The 22,888-nt window shown below is 57.7% G+C and carries 22 protein-coding genes; 17 read left to right on the plus strand and 5 right to left on the minus strand.

Going from position 1 to position 22,888, the window contains the following annotated elements:
* The first annotated feature begins 31 nt into the window (after nt 1-31).
* The 3 genes from malM (at nt 32) to ubiA (ending at nt 2,558) form a co-directional block, all read left to right on the plus strand.
* Nucleotides 32-997, plus strand: coding sequence for a maltose operon protein MalM (malM, locus tag MXM41_RS11030; protein WP_325931949.1), 966 nt, complete (start codon nt 32-34; stop codon nt 995-997).
* A 181-nt stretch (nt 998-1,178) separates the two neighbouring features.
* The gene (gene ubiC, locus MXM41_RS11035; protein WP_325931950.1) at nt 1,179-1,676 is read left to right on the plus strand and encodes a chorismate lyase; all 498 of its coding nucleotides are present in this window, start codon (nt 1,179-1,181) and stop codon (nt 1,674-1,676) included.
* A 12-nt stretch (nt 1,677-1,688) separates the two neighbouring features.
* On the plus strand, nt 1,689-2,558 hold the full coding sequence (ubiA, locus tag MXM41_RS11040; RefSeq protein WP_325931951.1) for a 4-hydroxybenzoate octaprenyltransferase: 870 nt from the start codon (nt 1,689-1,691) through the stop codon (nt 2,556-2,558).
* Nucleotides 2,559-2,673: 115 nt separating this feature from the next.
* Here the strand turns inward: ubiA and plsB are convergent, their stop codons facing one another.
* Nucleotides 2,674-5,094: a glycerol-3-phosphate 1-O-acyltransferase PlsB gene (gene plsB / locus MXM41_RS11045; RefSeq protein ID WP_325931954.1), complete on the minus strand. Its 2,421-nt coding sequence runs from the start codon at nt 5,092-5,094 to the stop codon at nt 2,674-2,676.
* 155 nt (nt 5,095-5,249) lie between these two features.
* Between plsB and MXM41_RS11050 the strand changes: the two genes are divergently transcribed.
* The 4 genes from MXM41_RS11050 (at nt 5,250) to MXM41_RS11065 (ending at nt 8,070) form a co-directional block, all read left to right on the plus strand.
* Entirely contained in the window at nt 5,250-5,618 is a 369-nt protein-coding gene (locus tag MXM41_RS11050) for a diacylglycerol kinase (RefSeq protein ID WP_142487845.1), read from the plus strand.
* A gap of 109 nt (nt 5,619-5,727) precedes the next feature.
* Nucleotides 5,728-6,336, plus strand: coding sequence for a transcriptional repressor LexA (gene lexA / locus MXM41_RS11055; protein WP_032615967.1), 609 nt, complete (start codon nt 5,728-5,730; stop codon nt 6,334-6,336).
* A 63-nt stretch (nt 6,337-6,399) separates the two neighbouring features.
* Nucleotides 6,400-7,719, plus strand: coding sequence for an MATE family efflux transporter DinF (dinF, locus tag MXM41_RS11060; protein WP_325931961.1), 1,320 nt, complete (start codon nt 6,400-6,402; stop codon nt 7,717-7,719).
* Nucleotides 7,720-7,860: 141 nt separating this feature from the next.
* Nucleotides 7,861-8,070 carry a CsbD family protein gene (locus MXM41_RS11065; protein ID WP_103177846.1) on the plus strand — a complete coding sequence of 70 codons (210 nt, stop codon included), beginning with the start codon at nt 7,861-7,863 and terminating at the stop codon, nt 8,068-8,070.
* A gap of 68 nt (nt 8,071-8,138) precedes the next feature.
* Here MXM41_RS11065 and zur read toward each other — a convergent pair whose 3' ends face one another.
* A complete protein-coding gene (gene zur, locus MXM41_RS11070) occupies nt 8,139-8,654 on the minus strand; it encodes a zinc uptake transcriptional repressor Zur (protein ID WP_325931962.1) in 516 nt (171 codons plus the stop codon).
* Between the two features lie 114 nt (nt 8,655-8,768).
* On the opposite strand from zur, the gene MXM41_RS11075 reads away from it, so the two are divergent.
* The 4 genes from MXM41_RS11075 to pspG all read left to right on the plus strand — a co-directional run bounded on the left by MXM41_RS11075 (nt 8,769) and on the right by pspG (nt 12,195).
* A complete protein-coding gene (locus MXM41_RS11075; RefSeq protein WP_325931963.1) occupies nt 8,769-9,257 on the plus strand; it encodes a cupin domain-containing protein in 489 nt (162 codons plus the stop codon).
* Nucleotides 9,258-9,421: 164 nt separating this feature from the next.
* Nucleotides 9,422-10,732, plus strand: a complete 1,311-nt coding sequence (locus MXM41_RS11080) for a conjugal transfer protein TraF (protein WP_325931964.1) — start codon at nt 9,422-9,424, stop codon at nt 10,730-10,732.
* Nucleotides 10,733-10,813: 81 nt separating this feature from the next.
* Nucleotides 10,814-11,809: a tRNA dihydrouridine(20/20a) synthase DusA gene (gene dusA, locus MXM41_RS11085; protein ID WP_325931965.1), complete on the plus strand. Its 996-nt coding sequence runs from the start codon at nt 10,814-10,816 to the stop codon at nt 11,807-11,809.
* Nucleotides 11,810-11,952: 143 nt separating this feature from the next.
* Nucleotides 11,953-12,195 carry an envelope stress response protein PspG gene (gene pspG, locus MXM41_RS11090; protein ID WP_325931966.1) on the plus strand — a complete coding sequence of 81 codons (243 nt, stop codon included), beginning with the start codon at nt 11,953-11,955 and terminating at the stop codon, nt 12,193-12,195.
* Nucleotides 12,196-12,373: 178 nt separating this feature from the next.
* Here the strand turns inward: pspG and MXM41_RS11095 are convergent, their stop codons facing one another.
* Nucleotides 12,374-13,357: a quinone oxidoreductase gene (locus tag MXM41_RS11095; RefSeq protein ID WP_325931968.1), complete on the minus strand. Its 984-nt coding sequence runs from the start codon at nt 13,355-13,357 to the stop codon at nt 12,374-12,376.
* Between the two features lie 71 nt (nt 13,358-13,428).
* Here MXM41_RS11095 and dnaB point away from each other — a divergent pair, with 71 nt between their 5' ends.
* The 5 genes from dnaB to MXM41_RS11120 all read left to right on the plus strand — a co-directional run bounded on the left by dnaB (nt 13,429) and on the right by MXM41_RS11120 (nt 18,738).
* Nucleotides 13,429-14,841: a replicative DNA helicase gene (gene dnaB / locus MXM41_RS11100; RefSeq protein WP_325931970.1), complete on the plus strand. Its 1,413-nt coding sequence runs from the start codon at nt 13,429-13,431 to the stop codon at nt 14,839-14,841.
* A 146-nt stretch (nt 14,842-14,987) separates the two neighbouring features.
* Nucleotides 14,988-16,067, plus strand: coding sequence for an alanine racemase (gene alr / locus MXM41_RS11105; protein ID WP_325931972.1), 1,080 nt, complete (start codon nt 14,988-14,990; stop codon nt 16,065-16,067).
* A 532-nt stretch (nt 16,068-16,599) separates the two neighbouring features.
* On the plus strand, nt 16,600-17,793 hold the full coding sequence (gene tyrB / locus MXM41_RS11110) for an aromatic amino acid transaminase (protein ID WP_325931973.1): 1,194 nt from the start codon (nt 16,600-16,602) through the stop codon (nt 17,791-17,793).
* A 172-nt stretch (nt 17,794-17,965) separates the two neighbouring features.
* Complete coding sequence (locus MXM41_RS11115; RefSeq protein WP_325931975.1) at nt 17,966-18,382, plus strand: secondary thiamine-phosphate synthase enzyme YjbQ; 417 nt, start codon at nt 17,966-17,968, stop codon at nt 18,380-18,382.
* Nucleotides 18,383-18,384: 2 nt separating this feature from the next.
* The gene (locus MXM41_RS11120; RefSeq protein WP_103825401.1) at nt 18,385-18,738 is read left to right on the plus strand and encodes an MmcQ/YjbR family DNA-binding protein; all 354 of its coding nucleotides are present in this window, start codon (nt 18,385-18,387) and stop codon (nt 18,736-18,738) included.
* Here MXM41_RS11120 and uvrA read toward each other — a convergent pair whose 3' ends face one another.
* Nucleotides 18,739-21,564 (minus strand): excinuclease ABC subunit UvrA, encoded by a 2,826-nt coding sequence (gene uvrA, locus MXM41_RS11125; RefSeq protein WP_325931976.1) that lies wholly within the window; start codon nt 21,562-21,564, stop codon nt 18,739-18,741.
* 249 nt (nt 21,565-21,813) lie between these two features.
* Here uvrA and ssb1 point away from each other — a divergent pair, with 249 nt between their 5' ends.
* Complete coding sequence (gene ssb1 / locus MXM41_RS11130; protein ID WP_103177858.1) at nt 21,814-22,341, plus strand: single-stranded DNA-binding protein SSB1; 528 nt, start codon at nt 21,814-21,816, stop codon at nt 22,339-22,341.
* 81 nt (nt 22,342-22,422) lie between these two features.
* Here the strand turns inward: ssb1 and MXM41_RS11135 are convergent, their stop codons facing one another.
* Complete coding sequence (locus tag MXM41_RS11135; RefSeq protein WP_325931977.1) at nt 22,423-22,704, minus strand: YjcB family protein; 282 nt, start codon at nt 22,702-22,704, stop codon at nt 22,423-22,425.
* Nucleotides 22,705-22,888: the final 184 nt, after the last annotated feature.

Below are 22,888 nucleotides of genomic sequence, written 5' to 3' on the forward strand. Positions count from 1 at the left end.
CGCAGTGCTAACGCAATCTGAGGTAATAACAATGAAAATGAAAAAAAGTCTCGTCGCGCTGTGCCTCTGTGCAGGGCTGCTGGCAAGTGCTCCAGCCGTTACCCTCGCCAGCGTCAATTTTGTTCCGCAAAACACCAGCGCTGCGCCTGCGATCCCGGGTGCCGCGCTCCAGCAACTGGTCTGGACGCCTGTTGACCAGTCCAAAACCCAGACCACTCAACTTTCTACCGGCGGCCAGACCTTAAACGTGGCGGGCATCGCCGGTCCGGTGGCTGCGTACAGCGTGCCGGCTAACATCGGCGAAATCACCCTGACGCTGACCAGTGTTGTAAATAAACAGACCAGCGTTTTTGCGCCGAATGTGCTGATTCTGGACCAGAATCTGACGCCATCAGCCTACTTCCCGAGCGAATACTTTGCCTACCAGGAGCCGGGCGTCATGAGCGCCGATCGCCTGGAAGGCGTCATGCGCCTGACGCCAGCGCTGGGTCAGCAGAAACTGTACGTGCTGGTATTTACTACCGATAAAGATCTGCAGCAAACCACCAAACTGATCGATCCGGCCAAAGCCTACGCCAAAGGCACCGGCAACGCCGTGCCGGATATCCCGGACCCGATTGCCCGTCACGTGACGGACGGGGAGCTGAAGCTGAAAGTCTCCACCAATAACGCCTCCAGCGTGCTGGTTGGCCCGCTGTTTGGCTCCTCCGGCCCTGGTCCGGTCACCGTCGGTAATACCGCGGCACCGGCACCGGTCTACGCTGCACCAGCGGCGGCAGCTGCAGCACCGGCCGCTGCGCCAGCCGTAGCCCCGGCCCCGGCGAAGAAGAGCGAGCCGGTACTCACTGATACCGAAACCTATTTCAATCAGGCCATTAAACAGGCAGTAGCTAAAGGCGATGTCGACAAGGCGCTGAAACTGCTGGATGAAGCAGAGCGTTTAGGCTCGACCACTGCCCGTTCCACCTTTATCAGCAGTGTAAAAGGCAAGGGGTGACCGTCTCCCCACAATGCTGATTTTGTCAGTAGTTTGGTGCGCCCCTCCGGGCGCACTTTTTTTGCGATTAATACAGCTGTTGCATCTCTGTTGCGATAATGATCGCTAACTCGCGTTTGCCCGCCCCCATTGCGCGTTTCTGCGATACAATAGCTTTACGTTATGTATCGGAGAGACTGGCATGTCACACCCCGCGCTAACGCAACTGCGTGCGCTGCGCTATTTTGACGAAATTCCCGCGCTGGAACCGGAACAGCTCGACTGGCTGCTGCTGGAAGATTCCATGACCAAACGTTTTGAGCAGCAGGGCAAGAAGGTCACCGTCACCCTTATTCAGGAGGGATTTGTCACGCCTGATGCGGTCGCGGATGAACTGCCGTTATTGCCGAAAGAGGCGCGCTACTGGCTGCGGGAGATCCTGCTCTGTGCCGACGGCGAGCCGTGGCTGGCCGGGCGCACCGTGGTGCCAGAGTCCACCCTTACCGGGCCGGAGATGGCGCTGCAGCAGATGGGCAAAACCCCGCTGGGGCGCTATCTGTTCACCTCCTCCGAGCTGACCCGTGATTTTATTGAAATAGGTCGCGATGCCGGGCTGTGGGGACGCCGTTCCCGCCTGCGCCTAAGCGGTAAACCCCTGCTGCTCACCGAGCTGTTTTTACCGGCATCGCCGTTGTACTAAGAGGAAGAGATAATGGAGTGGAGTCTGACGCAGAACAAGCTGCTGGCGTACCACCGCCTGATGCGAACGGATAAGCCGATCGGTGCGCTGCTGCTGCTGTGGCCGACCCTGTGGGCGCTGTGGGTGGCCACCCCCGGCCTGCCGCCGCTGTGGATCCTGGCGGTATTCGTGGCGGGTGTCTGGCTGATGCGTGCCGCAGGCTGTGTGGTGAACGACTATGCCGATCGTAAATTTGATGGCCACGTGAAACGCACGGCCAACCGTCCGCTGCCGAGCGGCGATGTCACCGAGAAAGAGGCGCGCACGCTGTTTGTGGTGCTGATCCTGCTCTCGTTCCTGCTGGTGCTGACCCTCAACACCATGACCATTCTGCTCTCCGTGGCGGCACTGGCCCTGGCCTGGGTCTACCCGTTCATGAAGCGCTACACCCATCTGCCGCAGGTGGTGCTTGGCGCCGCCTTTGGCTGGTCGATTCCCATGGCCTTCGCCGCCGTCAGCGAAAGCGTGCCGCTGAGCTGCTGGCTGATGTTCCTGGCCAATATCCTCTGGGCGGTGGCCTACGACACCCAGTACGCGATGGTGGATCGCGACGACGATCTGAAGATTGGCATCAAATCGACCGCCATTCTGTTTGGCCGTCAGGACAAGCTAATCATCGGCATTTTGCAGATTGCGGTGCTGGGGCTGATGGTGGCGATTGGCTACCTGAACCAGTTGAACGGCGCATTTTACGCGGCGGTCGCGGCGGCGGGCGTGCTGTTTATCTACCAGCAAAAGCTTATCGCCAACCGCGAGCGCGAAGCCTGCTTTAAAGCGTTTTTGAACAATAACTACGTTGGCCTGGTGTTGTTTCTGGGGCTGGCGGTGAGTTACTGGGCATAAAAAAAGCCGGGTAGCGAGGTAAAAGTAAAATGGCAGCCTTTCGGCTGCCATTTTTTATGTTTTCTCCCCCGGACTAAAGGAGAGTGCCGGGGTGAGGGTATCAGGCCGCACGGATTTACTCGCCCTGCGTCGCGCTCTCAATCGTTAAGCGCACGTCAGAGGTAATCAGGTCCGCCAGCATCTGGTATACCTTCATTGTCTCTTCCGGCTCGGCATCGCCGCTGTCACTGATATAACCCTCATCACGCAGCGTCAACACCAGCGAACTGAAGACCGCCTTGTCGAAGAACTCCGGCGCGTTGATGCCGTGCAGCATCGACAGGCGCTGGGCCAGGGTGCGGCTCTCTTTCTCCAGCGTCCCGCGGTTGATCGACGGGTTAGCGCTCAGCAGCCAGAAGGTAATGGCGTAGCGCTGCACGGTTTCGCGTGCGCCCGCCGCCAGAAGCTGCAGCGTGCGTGAGCGGGACGGATTGATTACCAGCAGGTCATCTTTCTGCGAAATCAGTCCCTGGCGGGCCAGCTCTTCAATCTGCTTATCCAGCACCTCTGCCAGCTCGTCGTTACTCCAGCGCAGGAACAGCTCGGCTTTCAGCATCGGGTAGAGAGCGGTGACATGCTCCAGCAGCGCCTGACGGGTGATCTGGCGGTGCTGAGTAATGATGGCGGCCATCAGGGAAGGCAGCATCAGCATATGCGCAATGTTGTTGCGATAGTAGGTCATCAGTACCGCCTGCTCGCGCGGCAGAATGATGATATCGCCAATGGTGTCTTTCTCGACCTCGAACTTGTTCATCTGCAGCGCGTGGTCGATGAGTTCGCTGGCGCTGGCAGTCGGTACCGTAGCATCGGCGGCGTACGGCACGTTGCGCATCAGGTTCAGGTAGCAGTCGATCTGCTCTGTCAGCTGCTCGCGGGTGAGCGAGCGCTGGCGCGAGGCCAGCAGGGCGGTACAGCACAGGTTCATAGCGTTGGCCGCCCCGGCGTTATTGATGCGCACCATCAGATCGGCGGCAATAGCGTTAACCGTCGGCGTCAGCCAGGCCGGACGCACCGCTTCGATGGGATCGATAGACTCGCGCCATTCCGGTACACGGTGGTTAAGGTAGGTCATCAGCGGCATCGGTTCGCCGAAGTTAACGTACCCCTGACCGAGGTTACGCAGCTTGCTTAAGCCGCGCAGCATCTGCAGCAGGCTCTCTTTCTCTTTGGTGGCCCCGCGCAGCTCTTTGGCGTAAGTGCCCACTTCCATTACGTGCTCGTAACCGATGTAGATCGGCACCAGGGTGATCGGACGGGTACCGCCGCGCAGCATCGCCTGGATGGTCATCGACAGGGTGCCGGTCTTCGGATCGAGCAGACGCCCGGTACGGGAACGGCCGCCCTCGACGAAATACTCGACGGAATAGCCGCGGCTGAACAGCTCGCCAAGGTATTCACGGAACACGGTGGAGTAGAGCTTGTTGCCTTTGAAGGTACGGCGAATAAAGAACGCACCCAGACGACGGAAGATCGGGCCTGCCGGCCAGAAGTTGAGGTTGATACCTGCAGCGATGTGCGGCGGCACCAGCCCCTGGTGATAGAGCACGTATGAGAGCAGCAGATAGTCCATGTGGCTGCGGTGGCAGGGCACGTAAACAATCTCATGGCCGTCATGGGCGAGCTGGCGTACACGCTCGGCATTGTGCACGTTAATCCCCTGATAGAGACGGTTCCAGGTGAAGCTCAGGATACGGTCGCTAAGGCGGATCATCTCGTAAGAGAAGTTGGCGGCAATCTCTTCCATCAGGGCGATGGCGTTTTGCTGCGCCTTCTCATGGGAGATCTTTTTGCTGCGCGCTTCGTCTTCGACAGCACGGGCGATGGCTTTTGACGCCAGCAGCTTGTTAAACAGATCCTGTCGGGCAGGCAGGCGCGGGCCGACCGCGGCAAGGCGCTGGCGGGCAAAGTGCATACGTGCCACGCGGGCCAGTTTCTGGGCGATGGTTTTATCCGTGCCGTGCTCATCGGCCATGCGGCGCAGGGAGACGGACGGTGAAAAACGGACAAAGCTGTCGCGGCCCAGCCAGTTGACGGCGAAAAACTTCTGTACCCCGTTGAGCATGCGCAACGGCGGATTCTCTTCGCCCTTATCGCGCCCCGGACGACGACCAAACATCACCGACACCGGCACCATCTGTACGTCCAGCAGCGGGTTGCTGCGGTGCAGGTCGAGGTAGTCATGGAACAGCTTGATCGACTCTTCTTTTGGGGTGTACCAGGTGAACACGCGAGGGCCACCGTGGATAAAGATGTAGCGTGGCAGCTGGGTGCCGTCGATCTCGAGCGGCTCCAGCGGATCCGGGAGATCGTGCGCCAGGCACTGGGCGCGCAGCGTCAGCAAGTCGGCCTTCGAGTTATAAGGCAAAACGTACATAATAGGACGCGAGGTATCGAGTCCCAACTCCAGCGTAGGAACCGCCGGAATAGACTTGCTTTTTACCAGGACGCTTAATGGTAAATTAAGTAATTTGTAGTAAATTCGTGGCCAGCCAGACATAAACGATGTAAAGCCTCTGGTTAAAAATGCAATTGCGGCGCAAGGATAACAGAAAGCGCGCAAAATTTCTGTTGTTACCCGTCATACTTCCGGGGGCAGCGCAGCGCGCTTAAGCCACCGTTTCTGACGCTATTTTCGAAGAAAGGTTTCTTTTAATGGCCAACAATACCACTGGGTTAACCCGAATCATCAAAGCTGCCGGCTATTCATGGAAAGGCATCCGTGCTGCCTGGATCAATGAAGCTGCTTTTCGCCAGGAAGGGGTGGCTGTCGTCGCGGCGATTATTATTGCCTGCTGGCTGGACGTTGATCCCATTACCCGCGTACTCCTGATTGGCTCGGTGATGTTGGTGATGATAGTCGAAATTCTGAACAGTGCGATCGAGGCGGTGGTCGACCGCATTGGTACCGACTTTCATGAGCTCTCGGGCCGGGCAAAAGATATGGGCTCTGCCGCTGTGCTGATGGCGATTATCGTTGCCCTGTTTACCTGGGTCACGCTGCTTTGGGGACATTTGCGATAAGCTTTCAGAAACCGAACAAGTCTCTGGTTTTTTATGCGGTTTGTGGTTCCAAAATCACCTTTAGCTGTATATACTCACAGCATAACTGTATATACACCCAGGGGGCGGAATGAAAGCGTTAACGACCAGGCAGCAAGAGGTGTTTGATCTCATTCGGGATCATATCGGCCAGACGGGTATGCCGCCGACGCGTGCAGAGATCGCGCAGCGTCTGGGCTTCCGTTCTCCAAACGCCGCTGAAGAGCACCTTAAGGCACTGGCGCGCAAGGGTGTGCTTGAGATTGTCTCCGGCGCGTCTCGTGGTATTCGTCTGCTGGTTGAAGCAGAAGAGGGGCTTCCGCTTGTTGGTCGCGTCGCCGCCGGGGAACCGCTGCTGGCGCAACAGCATATTGAAGGTCACTATCAGGTCGATCCCGGCATGTTTAAACCGAGCGCGGACTTTTTGCTGCGCGTTAGCGGAATGTCGATGAAGGATATCGGTATCCTGGACGGCGATCTGCTTGCAGTACATAAAACGCAGGACGTGCGCAACGGCCAGGTCGTTGTGGCGCGTATTGATGACGAAGTCACCGTGAAGCGCCTGAAGAAGCAGGGCAACACCGTGCAGCTGCTGCCAGAAAACAGCGAGTTTTCCCCGATTGTTGTCGATCTGCGTGAAAATAACTTTTCCATCGAAGGGCTGGCGGTTGGCGTCATCCGTAACGGTGAGTGGTTATAATCCCTTTCTGACAGACTGCGGCCATGTCGCAGTCTGCTTATCCTGTTTTTCCCGGTCTTACACATGTCTCTGCTGAATGCTTCAGATAAGGCGTTGTGGCGTCTTGCCCTCCCGATGATCGTCTCCAATATCAGCGTCCCTCTGCTGGGGCTGGTGGACACCGCCGTTATCGGCCATCTTGATTCCCCCGTCTATCTGGGCGGTGTCGCCATCGGCGCGACGGCAACCAGCTTCCTGTTTATGCTGCTGCTCTTTTTGCGCATGAGCACTACCGGCCTCACCGCCCAGGCTTATGGCGCGAAAGATCCGCAGCGTCTGGCCCGTGCGCTGGTGCAGCCGCTGATCCTGGCGCTGGGAGCCGGGTTGCTGATTGCGCTGTTGCGTACACCGCTTATCGATCTGGCGCTGCATATTGTGGGCGGCAGCGAGGATGTCCTGCATCAGGCACGGCGGTTTCTCGAGATCCGCTGGCTCAGCGCGCCGGCATCGCTGGCCAATCTGGTGCTGCTCGGCTGGCTGTTGGGGGTGCAGTATGCCCGAGCACCAGTGATCCTGCTGGTGGTGGGTAACCTGCTTAATATCGTGCTGGATCTGTGGCTGGTGATCGGGCTGAAAATGAACGTGCAGGGCGCGGCCCTGGCGACCGCTGTCGCCGAGTACGCCACGTTATTGATTGGCTTATGGATGGTGTGGCGGGTTCTGGCCCTGCGCGGCATTTCACTGGCGCTGCTGAAAGCGAGCTGGCGCGGCAACATTCGCAAGCTGCTGGCGCTGAACCGCGACATCATGCTGCGCTCGCTGCTGCTGCAACTCTGTTTCGGCGCGCTGACGGTACTGGGCGCGCGGCTGGGGCCCGAGATTATCGCCGTTAACGCCGTTCTGATGACCCTGCTGACCTTCACCGCCTACGCGCTGGATGGCTTTGCCTATGCGGTTGAGGCGCACTCCGGGCAGGCCTATGGCGCGCGTGAAAGCGGCCAGCTCCGTGACGTATGGCGGGCAGCCTGCCGCCAGTCCGGCATGGTGGCGCTGGCATTCGCGCTTGTCTATGCCCTGGCGGGCGATCGGATCGTGGCGCTCCTCACCTCGCTGCCCGAGCTGCGTGCACTGGCGAACCATTACCTCATCTGGCAGGTGATTTTGCCGGTCGTGGGCGTCTGGTGCTATTTGCTGGATGGCATGTTTATCGGCGCAACCCGGGGGGCAGAGATGCGCAACAGTATGGCCGTCGCCGCTGCCGGGTTTGGCCTGACGCTGCTGACCCTGCCGTGGCTGGGTAATCACGGCCTGTGGCTGGCTTTAAGCGTGTTTCTCGCGCTACGGGGCCTGTCGCTTGGCTGGATCTGGCGGCGCCACTGGCGCAACGGCACCTGGTTTCAGTAATGGCTCTGCCCCTCAGAATGGTAAAAGATTCCGAATAACAAACCCAACGCCGCAGGCTTATCTATAATTATTATCACGTCCAGCACGAAATGTATTTCAGGACGACCTTACCCTTAACGACCGAGCGAAGAGGAATCGATGATGAATAAAGACCAAGTCGGCGGTAACTGGAAGCAGATCAAAGGTAAAGTAAAAGAACAGTGGGGTGACCTGACTGACGATGATATGACCGTTATCGAAGGTAAACGTGACCAGCTGGTGGGTAAAATTCAGGAACGCTATGGTTATGAGAAAGACCAGGCGGAGAAAGAAGTTGGTGACTGGGAAACCCGTAACAACTACCGCTGGTAATTAAGCACTACCCGCAGTTACATGGATGTACACCCAGGGCGGCCCTCAGGTCGCCCCTTTTTTTGTGCTTAGCGCGGCTTTCTTTTCAGTTGAACAGAGTGATCGTGCTGGCAATTTTCCTGATGACGGCAGGCCTCGACTTCAACGCAGTTGCGGCACAGGCCGTGCGCTTCGATAACGTTATGGCGCAGGGCAAATCCCATTTTCGCCGCCAGGGCGTGCATAATATCCTCTACCCCTTCCGCGCCTTCTTCCTTTACGCTGCCGCAGCGATCGCAGATAAACATCGCCGAGGTGTGGGTCGGCTGATCGAACAGATGACACAGCACATAGCTGTTAGTCGATTCCACTTTGTGTACAAAGCCCTGTTCAAGTAAAAAATCGAGCGCCCGGTAAACGGTAGGGGGCTTTGCCTGTGGCTCGCTTTCGCGCAGCAGATCGAGCAGATCGTAGGCGCTGATGGCCCCGTTTTGCAGGCTGAGCAGGCGCAACACTTCAAGGCGCTGCGGAGTCAGGCGCACATTGCGTTGTGCACAGAGCTTTTCGGCTTGCGCTAACAGTGCCTGCATTGTGGTCGTTTCCATTTTGCACCTCGAATAACGTGGGAGAACAAACCCACACTTTACCATGTTCTGGCGCAAACGCCGAGATCCGCCGGGTATGCTATACCTGACGAAAACCCGCAGGAGAATAACACCATGAAAAGACCGGACTGCATTCGACACTGGCGCGACGTAGAAGGCCCAGACAACTCCACCTATCCCGACAGTCCTGAGCGTTTTGCCATCGGTGCGCCGCTGGCCCGTGCGCTGGGGCTGAGTCGCCTCGGTATTCACCATGAACGTCTGCCGCCCGGGCGTCGCACCTCTTATCCACATGCGGAAAGCGATGAAGAAGAATTTATCTTTGTGCTGGAGGGATATCCGGAAGCGTGGATCAACGGATATTTATGGAAGCTGGAGCCGGGGGACAGCGTTGGATTTCCGGCCGGGACAGGCGTCTGCCACACCTTTATTAATAATACCGCGGAAGATGTGCGGTTATTAGTGGTGGGCGAAGCTAATAAAAAATATAACCGCATTTATTATCCACTGAATGCGGTATATGCCGTTACCCGAGAAGATCGCTGGATCGATCACCCGCCACAATTTTTTGGTCCTCATGATGGAAAACCAGGGCGAAACTGAATTCTTGTTCTATACCTACTTAAAGCTATAAGGAAATCAACAGCTTATCTAATACGAAAGTTTAAGGTATTTTCGGCTCCTAATACTTTTTTCACAGAGGACGTATGCCCCTGCGCGGCGTATAGCCGCCGGGGTTAATTCACCCAAAATAAGTCAGGTGTCCTGTGAAAATAAAACTCAAATTTTCTGTGGCGGGAATTGCCACCGCTTTTCTATTGGCTAATCAGGCTGGAGCAGCCAATACCTGGACGGAAGCACGCGGTGATGCAATGGGCGGGACAGGCGTTGCGTCGGCGCATTATGGCAGCGGAGTATTAATTAATCCGGCCCTGCTGGCAAAATCGAAAGAAGATGACGACATCGCCATTATTTTTCCCTCTGTGGGGGCCCAAATAAGCGATAAAGATAACCTGCAGGATAAGATCGACGAAATCAGCGATGAGATCAGCGACGATCGGGATATGATCGACGATCTGACCGTGGCGGGGATCATGGCCGATCCGCAGGGCACGCTCAGCGCGTTGCAGGGCGCCGCAGGTAACCTGGCCGATCAGCTGGAATTCCTCGACGGCAAAACCGCGCACGCCAACGCTGGCGGAGGAATAGCCGTGAGCATACCGGGCTCCGGGCTGTCGCTGGCGTTTGTCGCCAAAGCCAATGCCCATGCCCGCATCAGCTCGGAGATCGATCCGCAGGATATCGATTTTCTGCGCAGGTTGCAGGGCAGCCCGGGAATGACCAACCAGATGGCGCTGGGAGCGGCGCGCAACGGCAGTGACGTGATTACCCGCAACCTCAACTCTGTCGCCATGGGCAGGGGGGCGATTGTCTCCGACTACGGCGTAGCAATTGCCCGTCAATTTACGTTCAACGACCTGCCGGTTTCAGTAGGGGTGACGCCAAAACTGCAGCAAACCTGGCTCTATAACTACACCACCTCCATCTATACCTACGACAGCGGCGACTTTAACAGCAGCCGCTACCGTAACGACGATACCAGTTTCAACGTCGATGTCGGCGTCGCGGTGGACGTCGGTGAAAACTGGACGGTGGGCCTGAGCGGGCAAAACCTCTTCTCACGCGACATTGACACCAACGATATCCGCATTCTCAACGGGCGTACCGGGCAGGAGGTCAGTTATCAGGATACTTACCAGATCCGCCCGCTGGTCACCGCAGGTGTGGCCTGGCATACCAGCCTGCTCACCCTTAGCGCCGACGGCGATCTGACCCAAACCCGGGGCTTCAAAAGTGAAGAAAACTCGCAGTATGTCGGCGTAGGGGCGGAAGTCACCCCGCTTAGCTGGCTGGCGGTGCGCGGGGGTTTTCGCGGTGACGTGAAGGGCAACGACAGCAACGTCTTTACGGGCGGCCTGGGCTTTGCGCCCTTTAACACCGTGCATATCGATTTGACCGGCATTTACGGGGAAGATGAAACCTGGGGCGCCGGGGCCCAGTTCAGCATGACGTTCTGACAGGGGTCCGGAGGCGCTCTGCCTCCGGCGAATATGTGCTATAGTAGCGCCCCCTTTTCACCAGATGCTTAAAACTTCGCCATGTCGTCAGAAAAATCGTCCATCTCTCCTGCCCACCGTTTTTCCATCGCGCCGATGCTCGACTGGACAGACAGGCATTGCCGTTACTTCCTGCGCCTGCTGTCGCGCAACACCTTGCTCTATACCGAGATGGTGACCACCGGCGCGATCGTTCATGGCAAGGGCGACTATCTCGCCTATAGCGAAGAGGAGCATCCGGTGGCGTTGCAGCTGGGCGGCAGCGATCCGGCTGCGCTGGCGCACTGCGCGAAGCTGGCAGAGGAACGGGGCTATGATGAGATTAACCTCAACGTCGGCTGTCCTTCCGATCGCGTACAAAACGGCATGTTTGGCGCCTGCCTGATGGGCAATGCGCAGCTGGTGGCCGACTGCGTTAAGGCGATGCGCGATGTGGTCTCTATTCCGGTGACGGTTAAAACCCGTATCGGCATCGACGATCAGGACAGCTACGAATTTCTCTGTGATTTCATTGGCACGGTGGCCGGAAAGGGTGAGTGTGAGATGTTTATCATCCATGCCCGCAAAGCCTGGCTCTCTGGTCTGAGCCCGAAGGAGAACCGTGAGATCCCGCCTCTGGACTACCCGCGCGTGTATCAGCTGAAGCGCGATTTCCCGCAGCTGACGATGTCTATCAACGGTGGCATTAAGTCCCTTGAAGAGGCCAAAACGCATCTCCAGCATATGGATGGCGTAATGGTCGGCCGTGAGGCGTACCAGAACCCGGGCGTGCTGGCGGCGGTGGACCGTGAAATCTTTGGCGTGGACGTTGCCGATCGCGACCCGGTGGCGGTGGTGCGCGCAATGTACCCTTACATCGAGGCGGAGCTGAGCAAGGGGACCTATCTGGGCCACATTACTCGCCATATGCTGGGGCTGTTCCAGGGGATCCCGGGTGCGCGCCAGTGGCGTCGTTACCTGAGTGAAAATGCCCATAAAGCGGGTGCCGATATTGAAGTGCTGGAGCAGGCGCTGCGTCTGGTGGCAGACAAACGATAATTTTCACCAAAACTTCGTCAAATTGACCACGCCCGGCACCGCATTGTCGGGCGTTTTGTTTCAATATCAATACGTTATTTTTGGCATGGATCTTGTAAATAGTAATAGCAGCGTATCGTTGTGATGCATTTTGGGAGAGAGCCATGCTGGAACTACTTTTTGTGATTGGATTTTTTGTCATGCTGCTGGTGACCGGCGTCTCGCTGCTGGGGATCGTTGCCGCACTGGTGGTCGCGACAGTGGTGATGTTTATCGGGGGACTGTTTGCTCTGATGCTAAAACTGTTGCCGTGGCTGCTGTTAGCCGTGGCGGTGGTGTGGGCGATACGGGTGATTAAATCGCCAAAAATCCCACGCTATCAGCGCAATAACCGTTTTCGTTACTAAGGTATTGAGCGGTTCGTCACATCCTTGCAACTTTTACGGCATCCTTACTTAGAACAGAATAGGATTTAGTTATCGAATCTGTCACTATGACTGCCGTTAAAGAATTCATCGCGCTGTACCCTACATACAGCCGAACAAAAAAAGAAAAGGGCTTCCTACGGGAAGCCCAATTTCTTTATTAGGGGATCAGTAAACTGGATCCCTGCGTCGCCCGACTCTCCAGCACTTCATGCGCGCGTTGCGCGTCACTCAGCGGATACTTCTGCGCCTCGGCCACATCCACCTTAATGACCCCGCTGGCAATCAACGAGAACAGCTCATTGCTGGCCTCAACCAGTTCGTCGTGGTTGGTGATGTAGCCCTGCAGCGAAGGGCGGGTAGCGAACAGTGACCCCTTCTGGTTGAGGATCCCAAGGTTCACACCGGTCACCGGGCCAGAGGCATTGCCGAAGCTGACCATCAGTCCGCGGCGTTGCAGGCAGTCCAGCGAGGCTTCCCAGGTATCTTTACCCACCGAGTCATACACCACGCGCACCTTTTTGCCGCCGGTGATCTCTTTCACCCGCTCGACAATGCTCTCTTCGCGATAGTTAATCACCTGCCAGGCCCCCGCCTGCAGCGCACGCTGCGCCTTTTGCGCGTTGCCGACCGTGCCGATGAGTTTAGCCCCCAGCGCTTTTGCCCACTGGCAGGCGATCAGGCCCACGCCGCCAGCGGCAGCATGAAACAAAAATTGCTCGTCAGGTTTGATTTCATAGGTTTTGCGCAACAGATAGTAGACCGTCAGCCCCTTCAGGAAGGAGGCAGCAGCCTGCTCATACGAGATGGCACCGGGCAGGATGGCGGCTTTATCTGCCGGAACGTTGTGAACGGTGCTGTAGGCACCGAGAGCCGATTGTGCATACACCACGCGATCGCCCTCTTTAATATGTTTCACCGCGCTGCCGACTTTCACCACCACGCCCGCGGCCTCGGTCCCCAGGCCGCTTGGCAGCGCGGGTGGCGGATAGAGGCCGCTGCGGATATAGGTGTCGATGTAGTTAATGCCAATGGCTTTGTTTTCGACCTGGACTTCATTATCGCCAGGCGCGGCGGGAGTGAAGTCTACCGCCCTGAGAACGTCCGGGCCGCCGTGCTTGTGAAATTCAATACGCGTTGCCATGCTCCCTCCATTAGAATTAGAAAATATGGTAATCTTTCGACCCACTCTCTATCTCGGTAACTCCATTCACTATGGCAGGAAACAAACCCTTCAACAAACAGACTGAACCCCGCGAACGCGATCCGCAGTTAGCCGGGTTAAAGGTTCCGCCTCACTCGATCGAAGCGGAACAGTCGGTGTTGGGCGGTTTAATGCTGGATAACGAACGCTGGGACGACGTCGCCGAGCGCGTTGTCACTGACGATTTCTATACCCGTCCGCACCGCCATATCTTTACCGAAATGGCGCGCTTGCAGGAGTCCGGCAGCCCCATCGACCTGATCACCCTCGCGGAGTCGCTGGAGCGCCAGGGGCAGCTGGAGACAGTAGGCGGCTTCGCCTATCTTGCCGAGCTGTCGAAGAATACGCCAAGTGCGGCGAATATCAGCGCTTATGCCGATATCGTGCGCGAACGTGCGGTAGTACGCGATATGATCTCCGTGGCTAACGAAATTGCCGAAGCCGGGTTTGATCCCCAGGGGCGAAACAGCGACGAACTGCTCGATCTGGCCGAATCGCGGGTGTTTAAAATCGCCGAAAGCCGCGCCAATAAGGACGAAGGCCCAAAGAACATCGCTGACGTGCTCGATGCCACCGTGTCGCGTATCGAGCAGCTGTTCCAGCAGCCGCACGACGGTGTCACCGGGGTTAACACCGGCTACGACGATCTGAATAAAAAGACCGCCGGGTTGCAGCCGTCGGACCTGATTATCGTTGCTGCGCGTCCGTCGATGGGTAAAACGACTTTTGCGATGAACCTCGTTGAAAACGCGGCGATGTTGCAGGATAAACCGGTTTTAATCTTCAGTCTGGAGATGCCCTCCGAGCAGATCATGATGCGTTCCCTGGCCTCGCTGTCGCGCGTGGATCAGACCCGCATTCGTACCGGCCAGCTCGACGACGAGGACTGGGCGCGGATCTCCGGCACCATGGGCATTCTGCTCGAAAAACGCAATATCTATATTGATGACTCCTCCGGCCTGACGCCGACGGAAGTGCGCTCCCGCGCGCGCCGTATCGCCCGCGAGCACGGTGGCATTGGCCTTATCATGATCGACTACCTCCAGCTGATGCGCGTCCCGTCGCTGTCTGATAACCGAACGCTTGAGATCGCCGAGATCTCGCGCTCGCTGAAAGCGCTGGCGAAAGAGCTGCAGGTGCCGGTGGTGGCGCTGTCGCAGCTCAACCGCTCCCTGGAACAGCGCGCCGACAAGCGCCCGGTCAACTCCGACCTGCGTGAATCCGGCTCCATCGAGCAGGACGCCGACTTAATCATGTTCATCTACCGTGATGAGGTCTATCACGAGAACAGCGACCTGAAAGGCATCGCGGAGATCATTATCGGCAAGCAGCGTAACGGCCCAATCGGGACGGTACGTCTTACCTTTAACGGCCAGTGGTCGCGTTTTGATAACTATGCTGGCCCGCAATACGACGACGAATAACGCTCCATCATCCTTCACGCCGCAGGGGCGTTGACTGCGCCCGCGCACCCCGGTCACTTGGTTTACTAAGCTCCCGGGGATTCACGGGCCCGTCGCCTTCCTGCAACGGGAATGATTCTGGAGAGACTTTTTATTAAGGAATTCAAATGCAAGCGGCAACTGTAGTTATTAACCGCCGCGCTCTGCGACACAACCTGCAACGCCTGCGTGAACTGGCCCCTGCCAGCAAACTGGTTGCAGTCGTGAAAGCGAACGCTTACGGACACGGTCTCATCGAGACCGCGCGAACGCTCCCCGATGCCGACGCCTTTGGCGTCGCCCGTCTCGAAGAAGCCCTGCGCCTGCGCGAAGGGGGGATCGCCCAGCCGATTCTGCTGCTGGAAGGCTTTTTCAACGCCGCCGATCTGCCGACCATTGCCGCTCAAAAGCTGCATACCGCCGTGCACAATCTGGAGCAGCTCGAGGCGCTGGAAAACGCCGCGCTCAGCGAGCCCGTCACCGTGTGGATGAAGCTCGATACCGGCATGCACCGTCTGGGCGTGCGCCCGGAACAGGCTCAGGCGTTTTACCAGCGCTTGAGCAAGTGCCACAACGTGCGTCAACCGGTCAATATCGTCAGCCATTTTGCCCGCGCCGATGAGCCCGAGTGCGGCGCCACCGAACAGCAGCTCGATATCTTCAGCACCTTCTGCGAAGGCAAGCCGGGCATGCGCTCTATCGCAGCATCCGGCGGCATTTTGCTCTGGCCGCAGTCTCACTTCGACTGGGTGCGTCCGGGCATCATCCTCTACGGCGTCTCGCCGCTGGAGGGCAAACCCTGGGGGACGGACTTCGGTTTTCAGCCGGTGATGTCGCTCACCTCCAGCCTGATTGCGGTGCGCGAGCACAAAGCCGGTGAACCGGTCGGCTACGGCGGGACCTGGATCAGCGAGCGCGACACGCGTCTGGGGGTAGTGGCGATGGGCTACGGCGATGGCTATCCGCGCGCGGCACCGTCCGGTACCCCGGTGCTGGTGAACGGTCGCGAAGTGACTATCGTCGGACGCGTGGCGATGGACATGATCTGTGTCGACCTTGGGCCAGAGGCGCAGGAGAAAGCGGGGGATCCGGTGACTTTATGGGGTGAAGGTTTGCCCGTGGAGCGGATTGCTGAGATTACCAATGTGAGTGCTTACGAACTTATCACGCGACTGACGTCGCGGGTGGCGATGCACTATCTCGACTGATATCGATTTTCCTTTCCCCTGCTGGAATGGAAATCCGCACGGTCGGCCCCCTCTCCCTTGAGGGAGAGGGCTGGGGCGAGGGGGAACATGCGGTTGTAGTGGTGGTCTCTGTCAGGCGCATCACCCGTGAACGTGTGAAGGGGGCTCGCCGCCACCCCCTTCACAATCCCGGCTCCCGGCAAAGAAAATCGCCGCTTCGCGGTACCCTCAGCTTATTCCCTCCGGCTATCGGGTCGGGCGTGATCCTACATCCATGTAGGTCACGCCCTCTCGGCGTATCCATGCGCCTCGCCCCGGCCTGCGGTCAACGCTTCGGCGCTTTTCAGCCGGACCAGGGAGCCGCTGTAGGCCGTTTATTATCCTGTAATCAGTTCATTGCGAAAATTACTGGGCATCCCTCACTCATGATGGGAGAAGGAGTAAAGCAGGTTCTGTCGTTCACACCCCATCTTCCTTAACATCCTCTCGATCTTCTGCTGCTTCCGGTTTATTGTGGAATTCCCTGCCTCATTATTATCCGGAGAACCATCGCGTGTTCCAGAAAGTCGACGCCTATGCTGGCGACCCTATCCTCTCCTTAATGGAGCGTTTCAAAGAAGATCCCCGCGACGATAAAGTTAACCTCAGTATCGGTCTTTATTACAACGAAGCGGGCATCATTCCGCAGCTGCAGGCGGTGGCAAAAGCCGAAGCGCGCCTCAATGCCACGCCGCACGGTGCATCGCTCTATCTGCCGATGGAAGGGCTCAACAGCTACCGTCACACCATCGCCCCGCTGCTGTTTGGCGCAGACCATCCGGTGCTGGTGGAGAAACGTGTTGCGACTATCCAGACTCTGGGTGGCTCCGGTGCGCTGAAAGTCGGTGCCGACTTCCTGCATAAATATTTCCCGGAATCGGGCGTCTGGGTGAGCGATCCGACCTGGGAAAACCATGTCGCCATCTTCGAAGGCGCGGGTTTTACCGTTAACACCTACCCGTGGTTCGACGACCAGACCAACGGCGTGCGCGTTGGCGCGCTGCTGGAAAAACTGAGCACCCTGCCGGAACGCAGTATTGTGCTGCTGCATCCGTGCTGCCATAACCCGACCGGCGCCGATCTGACGAACGATCAGTGGGACGCGGTGATCGAGGTACTCAAAGCCCGCAACCTGATCCCATTCCTCGACATCGCCTATCAGGGCTTTGGCGCCGGGATGGAAGAGGACGCTTACGCCATTCGCGCCATAGCCAGCGCAGGCCTGCCGGCGCTGGTCAGCAACTCCTTCTCCAAAATCTTTTCGCTGTATGGCGAACGTGTCGGCGGCCTGTCCGTGGTCTGCGAAGATCAGGACGCAGCAGGGCGCGTGCTGGGCCAGCTGAAGGCGACCGTGCGTCGCATCTATTCCAGCCCACCCAACTTTGGTGCGCAGGTGGTGGCGACCGTACTGGGCGATGATGAACTCAAAGCCGAGTGGCTGGCAGAGGTGGAAGCGATGCGTACCCGCATTCTGGCCATGCGTCAGACGCTGGTAGATGTGCTGAAGGAGGCCGTTCCGGGGCACAATTTTGACTATCTGCTGCTGCAGCGCGGCATGTTCAGCTATACCGGCTTTAGCGCGCAGCAGGTGGATCGCCTGCGCGAGGAGTTTGGCGTCTACCTGATTGCCAGCGGGAGAATGTGCGTCGCCGGCCTGAACAGCGGCAACGTACAGCGCGTGGCGAAGGCCTTTGCTGCTGTAATGTAAGCACTTACTCGCGGCCTCTTTCCCTTAGCGAAGGGGGCCGTAAAGGGGTGACACCACACTGGTAGCCGGCCCAGGAAAGCACGCTTTTTAAACAAATTTACCCGCAACGGGTTTTACCTTTCGTCGTATTGCTGCACACTTAGAAGGATTATCCTGTAAAACGGAGCAGCACATGTGGTATCAGCAAACCCTGACCCTGCGCGCCAGGTCTCGCGGTTTTCATCTGGTGACGGACGAGGTCATTGGGCAAATCCGCGATCTTCCCCGCATCAACATTGGTTTACTGCATCTGTTGCTGCAACACACGTCAGCCTCTCTCACCCTTAACGAGAACTGCGATCCCACCGTCCGTTCCGATATGGAGCAGCATTTTCTCAAATCCGTTCCTGACAACGCCCGCTGGGAACATGATGACGAGGGGCCAGACGACATGCCTTCCCATATTAAATCCTCCTTGCTGGGCGTCTCTTTGCTGCTGCCGGTGAATCACGGGCGCGTGCAGCTGGGCACCTGGCAGGGGATCTGGCTGGGAGAACACCGTATCCATGGCGGTTCGCGTAACATCATCGCCACGCTACAAGGGGAATAATGATGACAATTTCGGAGATACTTCAGTACTGCATGAACAAGCCGGGTGCGGAGCAAAGCGTACACAGCGACTGGAAGGCCACCCAGATCAAGGTCGCCGACGTGCTGTTTGCGATGGTGAAAGATGTGGAGGGGCGTCCGGCAGCCTCGCTTAAAACCAGCCCTGAACTGGCGGAACTGTTGCGCCAGCAGCACAACGACGTGCGTCCCAGCAAGCACCTGAATAAAGCGCACTGGAGCACGGTCTATCTGGACGGGTCGATTCCGGATTCGCAGATTTACTATCTGGTGGATGCCTCTTACAAGCAGGCGGTTGAACTGCTGCCGGAGATGACCCGGCAGCAGCTTTCAGTGTGACTACTTCAGAAGAGGTTTAAGGAAGCGGGCGGTGTGCGAGGCTTCGCACTCTGCGACGGTTTCCGGGGTGCCGGAGACCAGGATTTCGCCGCCGCCGCTGCCGCCTTCCGGGCCGAGATCGACAATCCAGTCCGCGGTTTTAATCACGTCCAGGTTATGCTCAATCACCACGATGGTATTGCCCTGATCCCGGAGCTGGTGCAGCACGTCCAGTAGCTGCTGGATATCGGCAAAGTGCAGACCGGTGGTCGGCTCATCCAGAATGTACAGCGTCTGCCCGGTACCGCGTTTGGAGAGCTCACGCGCCAGCTTCACGCGCTGCGCTTCTCCACCGGAAAGAGTGGTAGCCGACTGGCCCAGACGAATGTAGGTCAGACCGACATCCATCAGGGTCTGGAGCTTACGCGCCAGCGCCGGAACGGCATCAAAGAACTCTCGCGCCTCTTCGATAGTCATATCCAGCACTTCGTGGATGGTCTTGCCTTTGTACTTAATCTCCAGCGTTTCGCGGTTATAGCGCTTACCTTTGCACTGGTCGCACGGCACGTAAATATCCGGCAGGAAGTGCATCTCAACTTTGATTACTCCATCGCCCTGGCAGGCTTCGCAGCGACCGCCGCGCACGTTAAAACTAAAGCGGCCCGGCGTATAACCACGGGAACGCGATTCCGGCACGCCGGCAAAGAGTTCACGCACCGGCGTAAACACGCCGGTATAGGTCGCCGGGTTGGAGCGCGGAGTACGTCCAATCGGGCTCTGATCAATATCGATCACCTTGTCGAAGTGCTCCAGACCGTGGATATCGCGATACGGCGCCGGTTCAGCCAGCGTCGCACCGTTCAGCGCCGTCTGGGCTATCGGGAACAGAGTATCGTTAATCAGCGTCGATTTACCGGAACCCGATACCCCGGTGATGCAGGTGAACAGGCCGACCGGCAGGGTCAGCGTGACGTCTTTCAGGTTGTTGCCACGGGCGCCGGTGAGCTTCAGCACTTTTTCCGGGTCGGCCTGGACGCGTTTTTCCGGTACGGCAATCTGCCGCTTACCGCTCATGTACTGGCCGGTTAAGGATTCCGGCACCGCCATGATCGCCTCCAGTGGCCCTTCGGCTACCACCTGGCCACCGTGTACGCCTGCGCCTGGACCGATGTCGATCACGTGGTCTGCCGCGCGGATGGCATCTTCATCGTGCTCAACCACAATCACCGTGTTGCCAAGATTCCGCAGATGGATAAGGGTGCCGAGCAGACGTTCGTTGTCGCGCTGGTGCAGCCCGATGGAGGGCTCATCGAGCACATACATCACCCCCACCAGACCCGCACCAATCTGGCTCGCCAGACGGATACGCTGGGCCTCGCCGCCGGAGAGCGTCTCTGCGGAGCGGGAAAGCGTCAGGTAGTTCAGGCCGACGTTTACCAGGAACTTCAGGCGATCGCCAATCTCTTTCAGCACTTTTTCGGCGATTTTCGCCCGCTGGCCGGAGAGCTTCAGGTTGTTGAAGAAGTCCATCGCATGGCCAATGCTCATGTCCGAGATGGTCGGCAGCGGCGTGTTTTCCACATACACGTGGCGCGCTTCGCGGCGCAGGCGGGTACCGTCACAGGTGGCGCAGGAGCGATTGCTGATGAACTTCGCCAGCTCTTCACGCACGGCGCTGGATTCGGTCTCTTTGTAGCGGCGCTCCATGTTGTGCAGCACGCCTTCGAACGGATGACGACGCACCGAGGTATCGCCGCGATCGTTCATGTACTTAAACTCGATGTTCTCTTTGCCGGAACCGAACAGGATCACTTTGTGCACGGTTGGGCTGAGGCTGCCCCACGGCGCTTCAACGTCGAATTTATAGTGCTCTGCCAGCGACTTCAGCATCTGGAAATAGTAGAAGTTACGCTTATCCCAGCCGCGAATGGCACCGCCAGCCAGCGACAGTTCCGGATTCTGGATCACGCGCTCCGGATCGAAATACTGCTGTACGCCCAGACCATCGCAGGTCGGGCAGGCGCCCGCCGGGTTGTTGAACGAGAACAAACGTGGTTCCAGCTCGCGCATGCTGTAGCCGCACACCGGGCAGGCGAAGTTGGCGGAGAAGAGCAGCTCATCCGCTTTCGGGTCGTCCATATCGGCGACCACCGCCGTACCGCCGGAGAGATCCAGCGCGGTTTCGAACGACTCCGCCAGGCGCTGGGTCATGTCGTCACGCACCTTAAAGCGGTCGATCACCACCTCGATAGTGTGTTTCTTCTGTAGCTCCAGCTTTGGCGGATCGGAGAGATCGCACACTTCGCCGTCGATACGGGCGCGGATATAGCCCTGGCTTGCGAGGTTCTCCAGGGTTTTGGTGTGCTCACCCTTGCGCTCTTTTATGATCGGCGCCAGCAGCATCAGGCGTCTGCCTTCCGGCTGCGCCAGCACGTTATCCACCATCTGGCTGACGGTTTGCGCCGCCAGCGGCACATCGTGGTCCGGGCAGCGCGGCTCGCCTACGCGGGCATACAGCAGACGCAGGTAGTCATGGATTTCGGTGATGGTCCCGACGGTGGAACGCGGGTTATGTGAGGTAGACTTCTGCTCAATGGAGATGGCAGGCGACAACCCTTCGATATGGTCGACGTCCGGTTTTTCCATCAGCGACAGGAACTGACGCGCATAAGCAGAGAGCGATTCAACGTAACGACGCTGTCCTTCGGCATACAGGGTGTCGAAAGCCAGAGAGGATTTGCCTGAGCCCGACAGCCCGGTGACGACAATCAGTTTGTCGCGAGGGATGACGAGGTTGATATTCTTGAGATTGTGGGTGCGGGCGCCCCGTACTTCGATCTTATCCATTCACCTTTCCCGGTAGGTAGATACACGGAATGCCTGGTTTGTTTGAAGGACAACCGGCAGAAACGGCTAATTATGACACAAATTAACCTGTCTGGATATACAGTATTGGAATGCAAATTCTGATTAAGTGTGCAACAATGTACAGTTCGTGAGAACTCTGGAAGATGCTTCGAAACTATCGGAAGACCACGTGGAAATGGTACACTCGCGCGCTTACACTATTCAGAAATGTTTTCAGGAGACACGATCATGGCCAGCAGAGGCGTAAACAAGGTGATTCTCGTCGGTAATCTGGGCCAGGACCCGGAAGTACGCTATATGCCAAGTGGTGGTGCAGTGGCCAACATTACGCTGGCTACCTCCGAATCCTGGCGTGATAAAGCGACCGGTGAGATGAAAGAGCAGACCGAGTGGCACCGCGTTGTGCTGTTTGGCAAACTGGCTGAGGTAGCCGGTGAGTATCTGCGTAAAGGTTCTCAGGTCTATATTGAAGGCCAGCTGCGTACCCGCAAATGGACCGATCAATCCGGTCAGGAAAAATACACTACCGAAGTGGTGGTGAACGTCGGCGGCACCATGCAGATGCTGGGTGGCCGTCAGGGCGGTGGCGCACCGGCAGGTGGCGGCCAGCAGCAGCAGGGTGGTTGGGGTCAGCCGCAGCAGCCGCAGGGCGGCAACCAGTTCAGCGGTGGCGCACAGTCTCGTCCGCAGCAGCCGTCTGCACCGGCGCAGTCCAACGAACCGCCAATGGATTTCGATGACGATATCCCGTTCTGATAACCAGAACCTGCGATTCGCAAAAAAAAAACCCAGACAGCTGTCTGGGTTTTTTGTTTGCTGCGGAAATGCCAGCGGGCATCAGGTGTACATCATTGGCCAGTCCGGCGGCGTATGGCTCATCGCTTCAACCATGATCGCTTTGACGTTACTCCAGACGGCAGCCATATCCAGCAGGGTGATGCCCAGCAGGCCGGTAGCAAACCAGCATGCCGCAGCCAGCCCAAGAAAAGTGCTGAACACCGCAAGTACCGCATAATCCGATTTCTTAAACTTAATATTCAATGTGCTGGCCAGGAACATCAGCACCGCGCTCAATAACTCCCAGCGTGCAAAGACAACGCCGGTGGTAATAGCTGCCATAAGACCGATCCTCAAAGATAACCGCCGCCGGGTATAGCACGACGTTGCCCGGACGTGGCAAACTGGCTATCGGCAAGCTCAGACTCACAAAATGAAACAATGTTTTGCGTTACATAAGATGTGTGAACTATATCACACTTGTTCTTTTATTCGCCAGTGGGCAAACGCATGAAAATGGCGTTTT

It is taken from the genome of Leclercia adecarboxylata, assembly GCF_035787115.1.
Taxonomy (GTDB): Bacteria; Pseudomonadota; Gammaproteobacteria; order Enterobacterales; family Enterobacteriaceae; genus Enterobacter; species Enterobacter adecarboxylatus_E.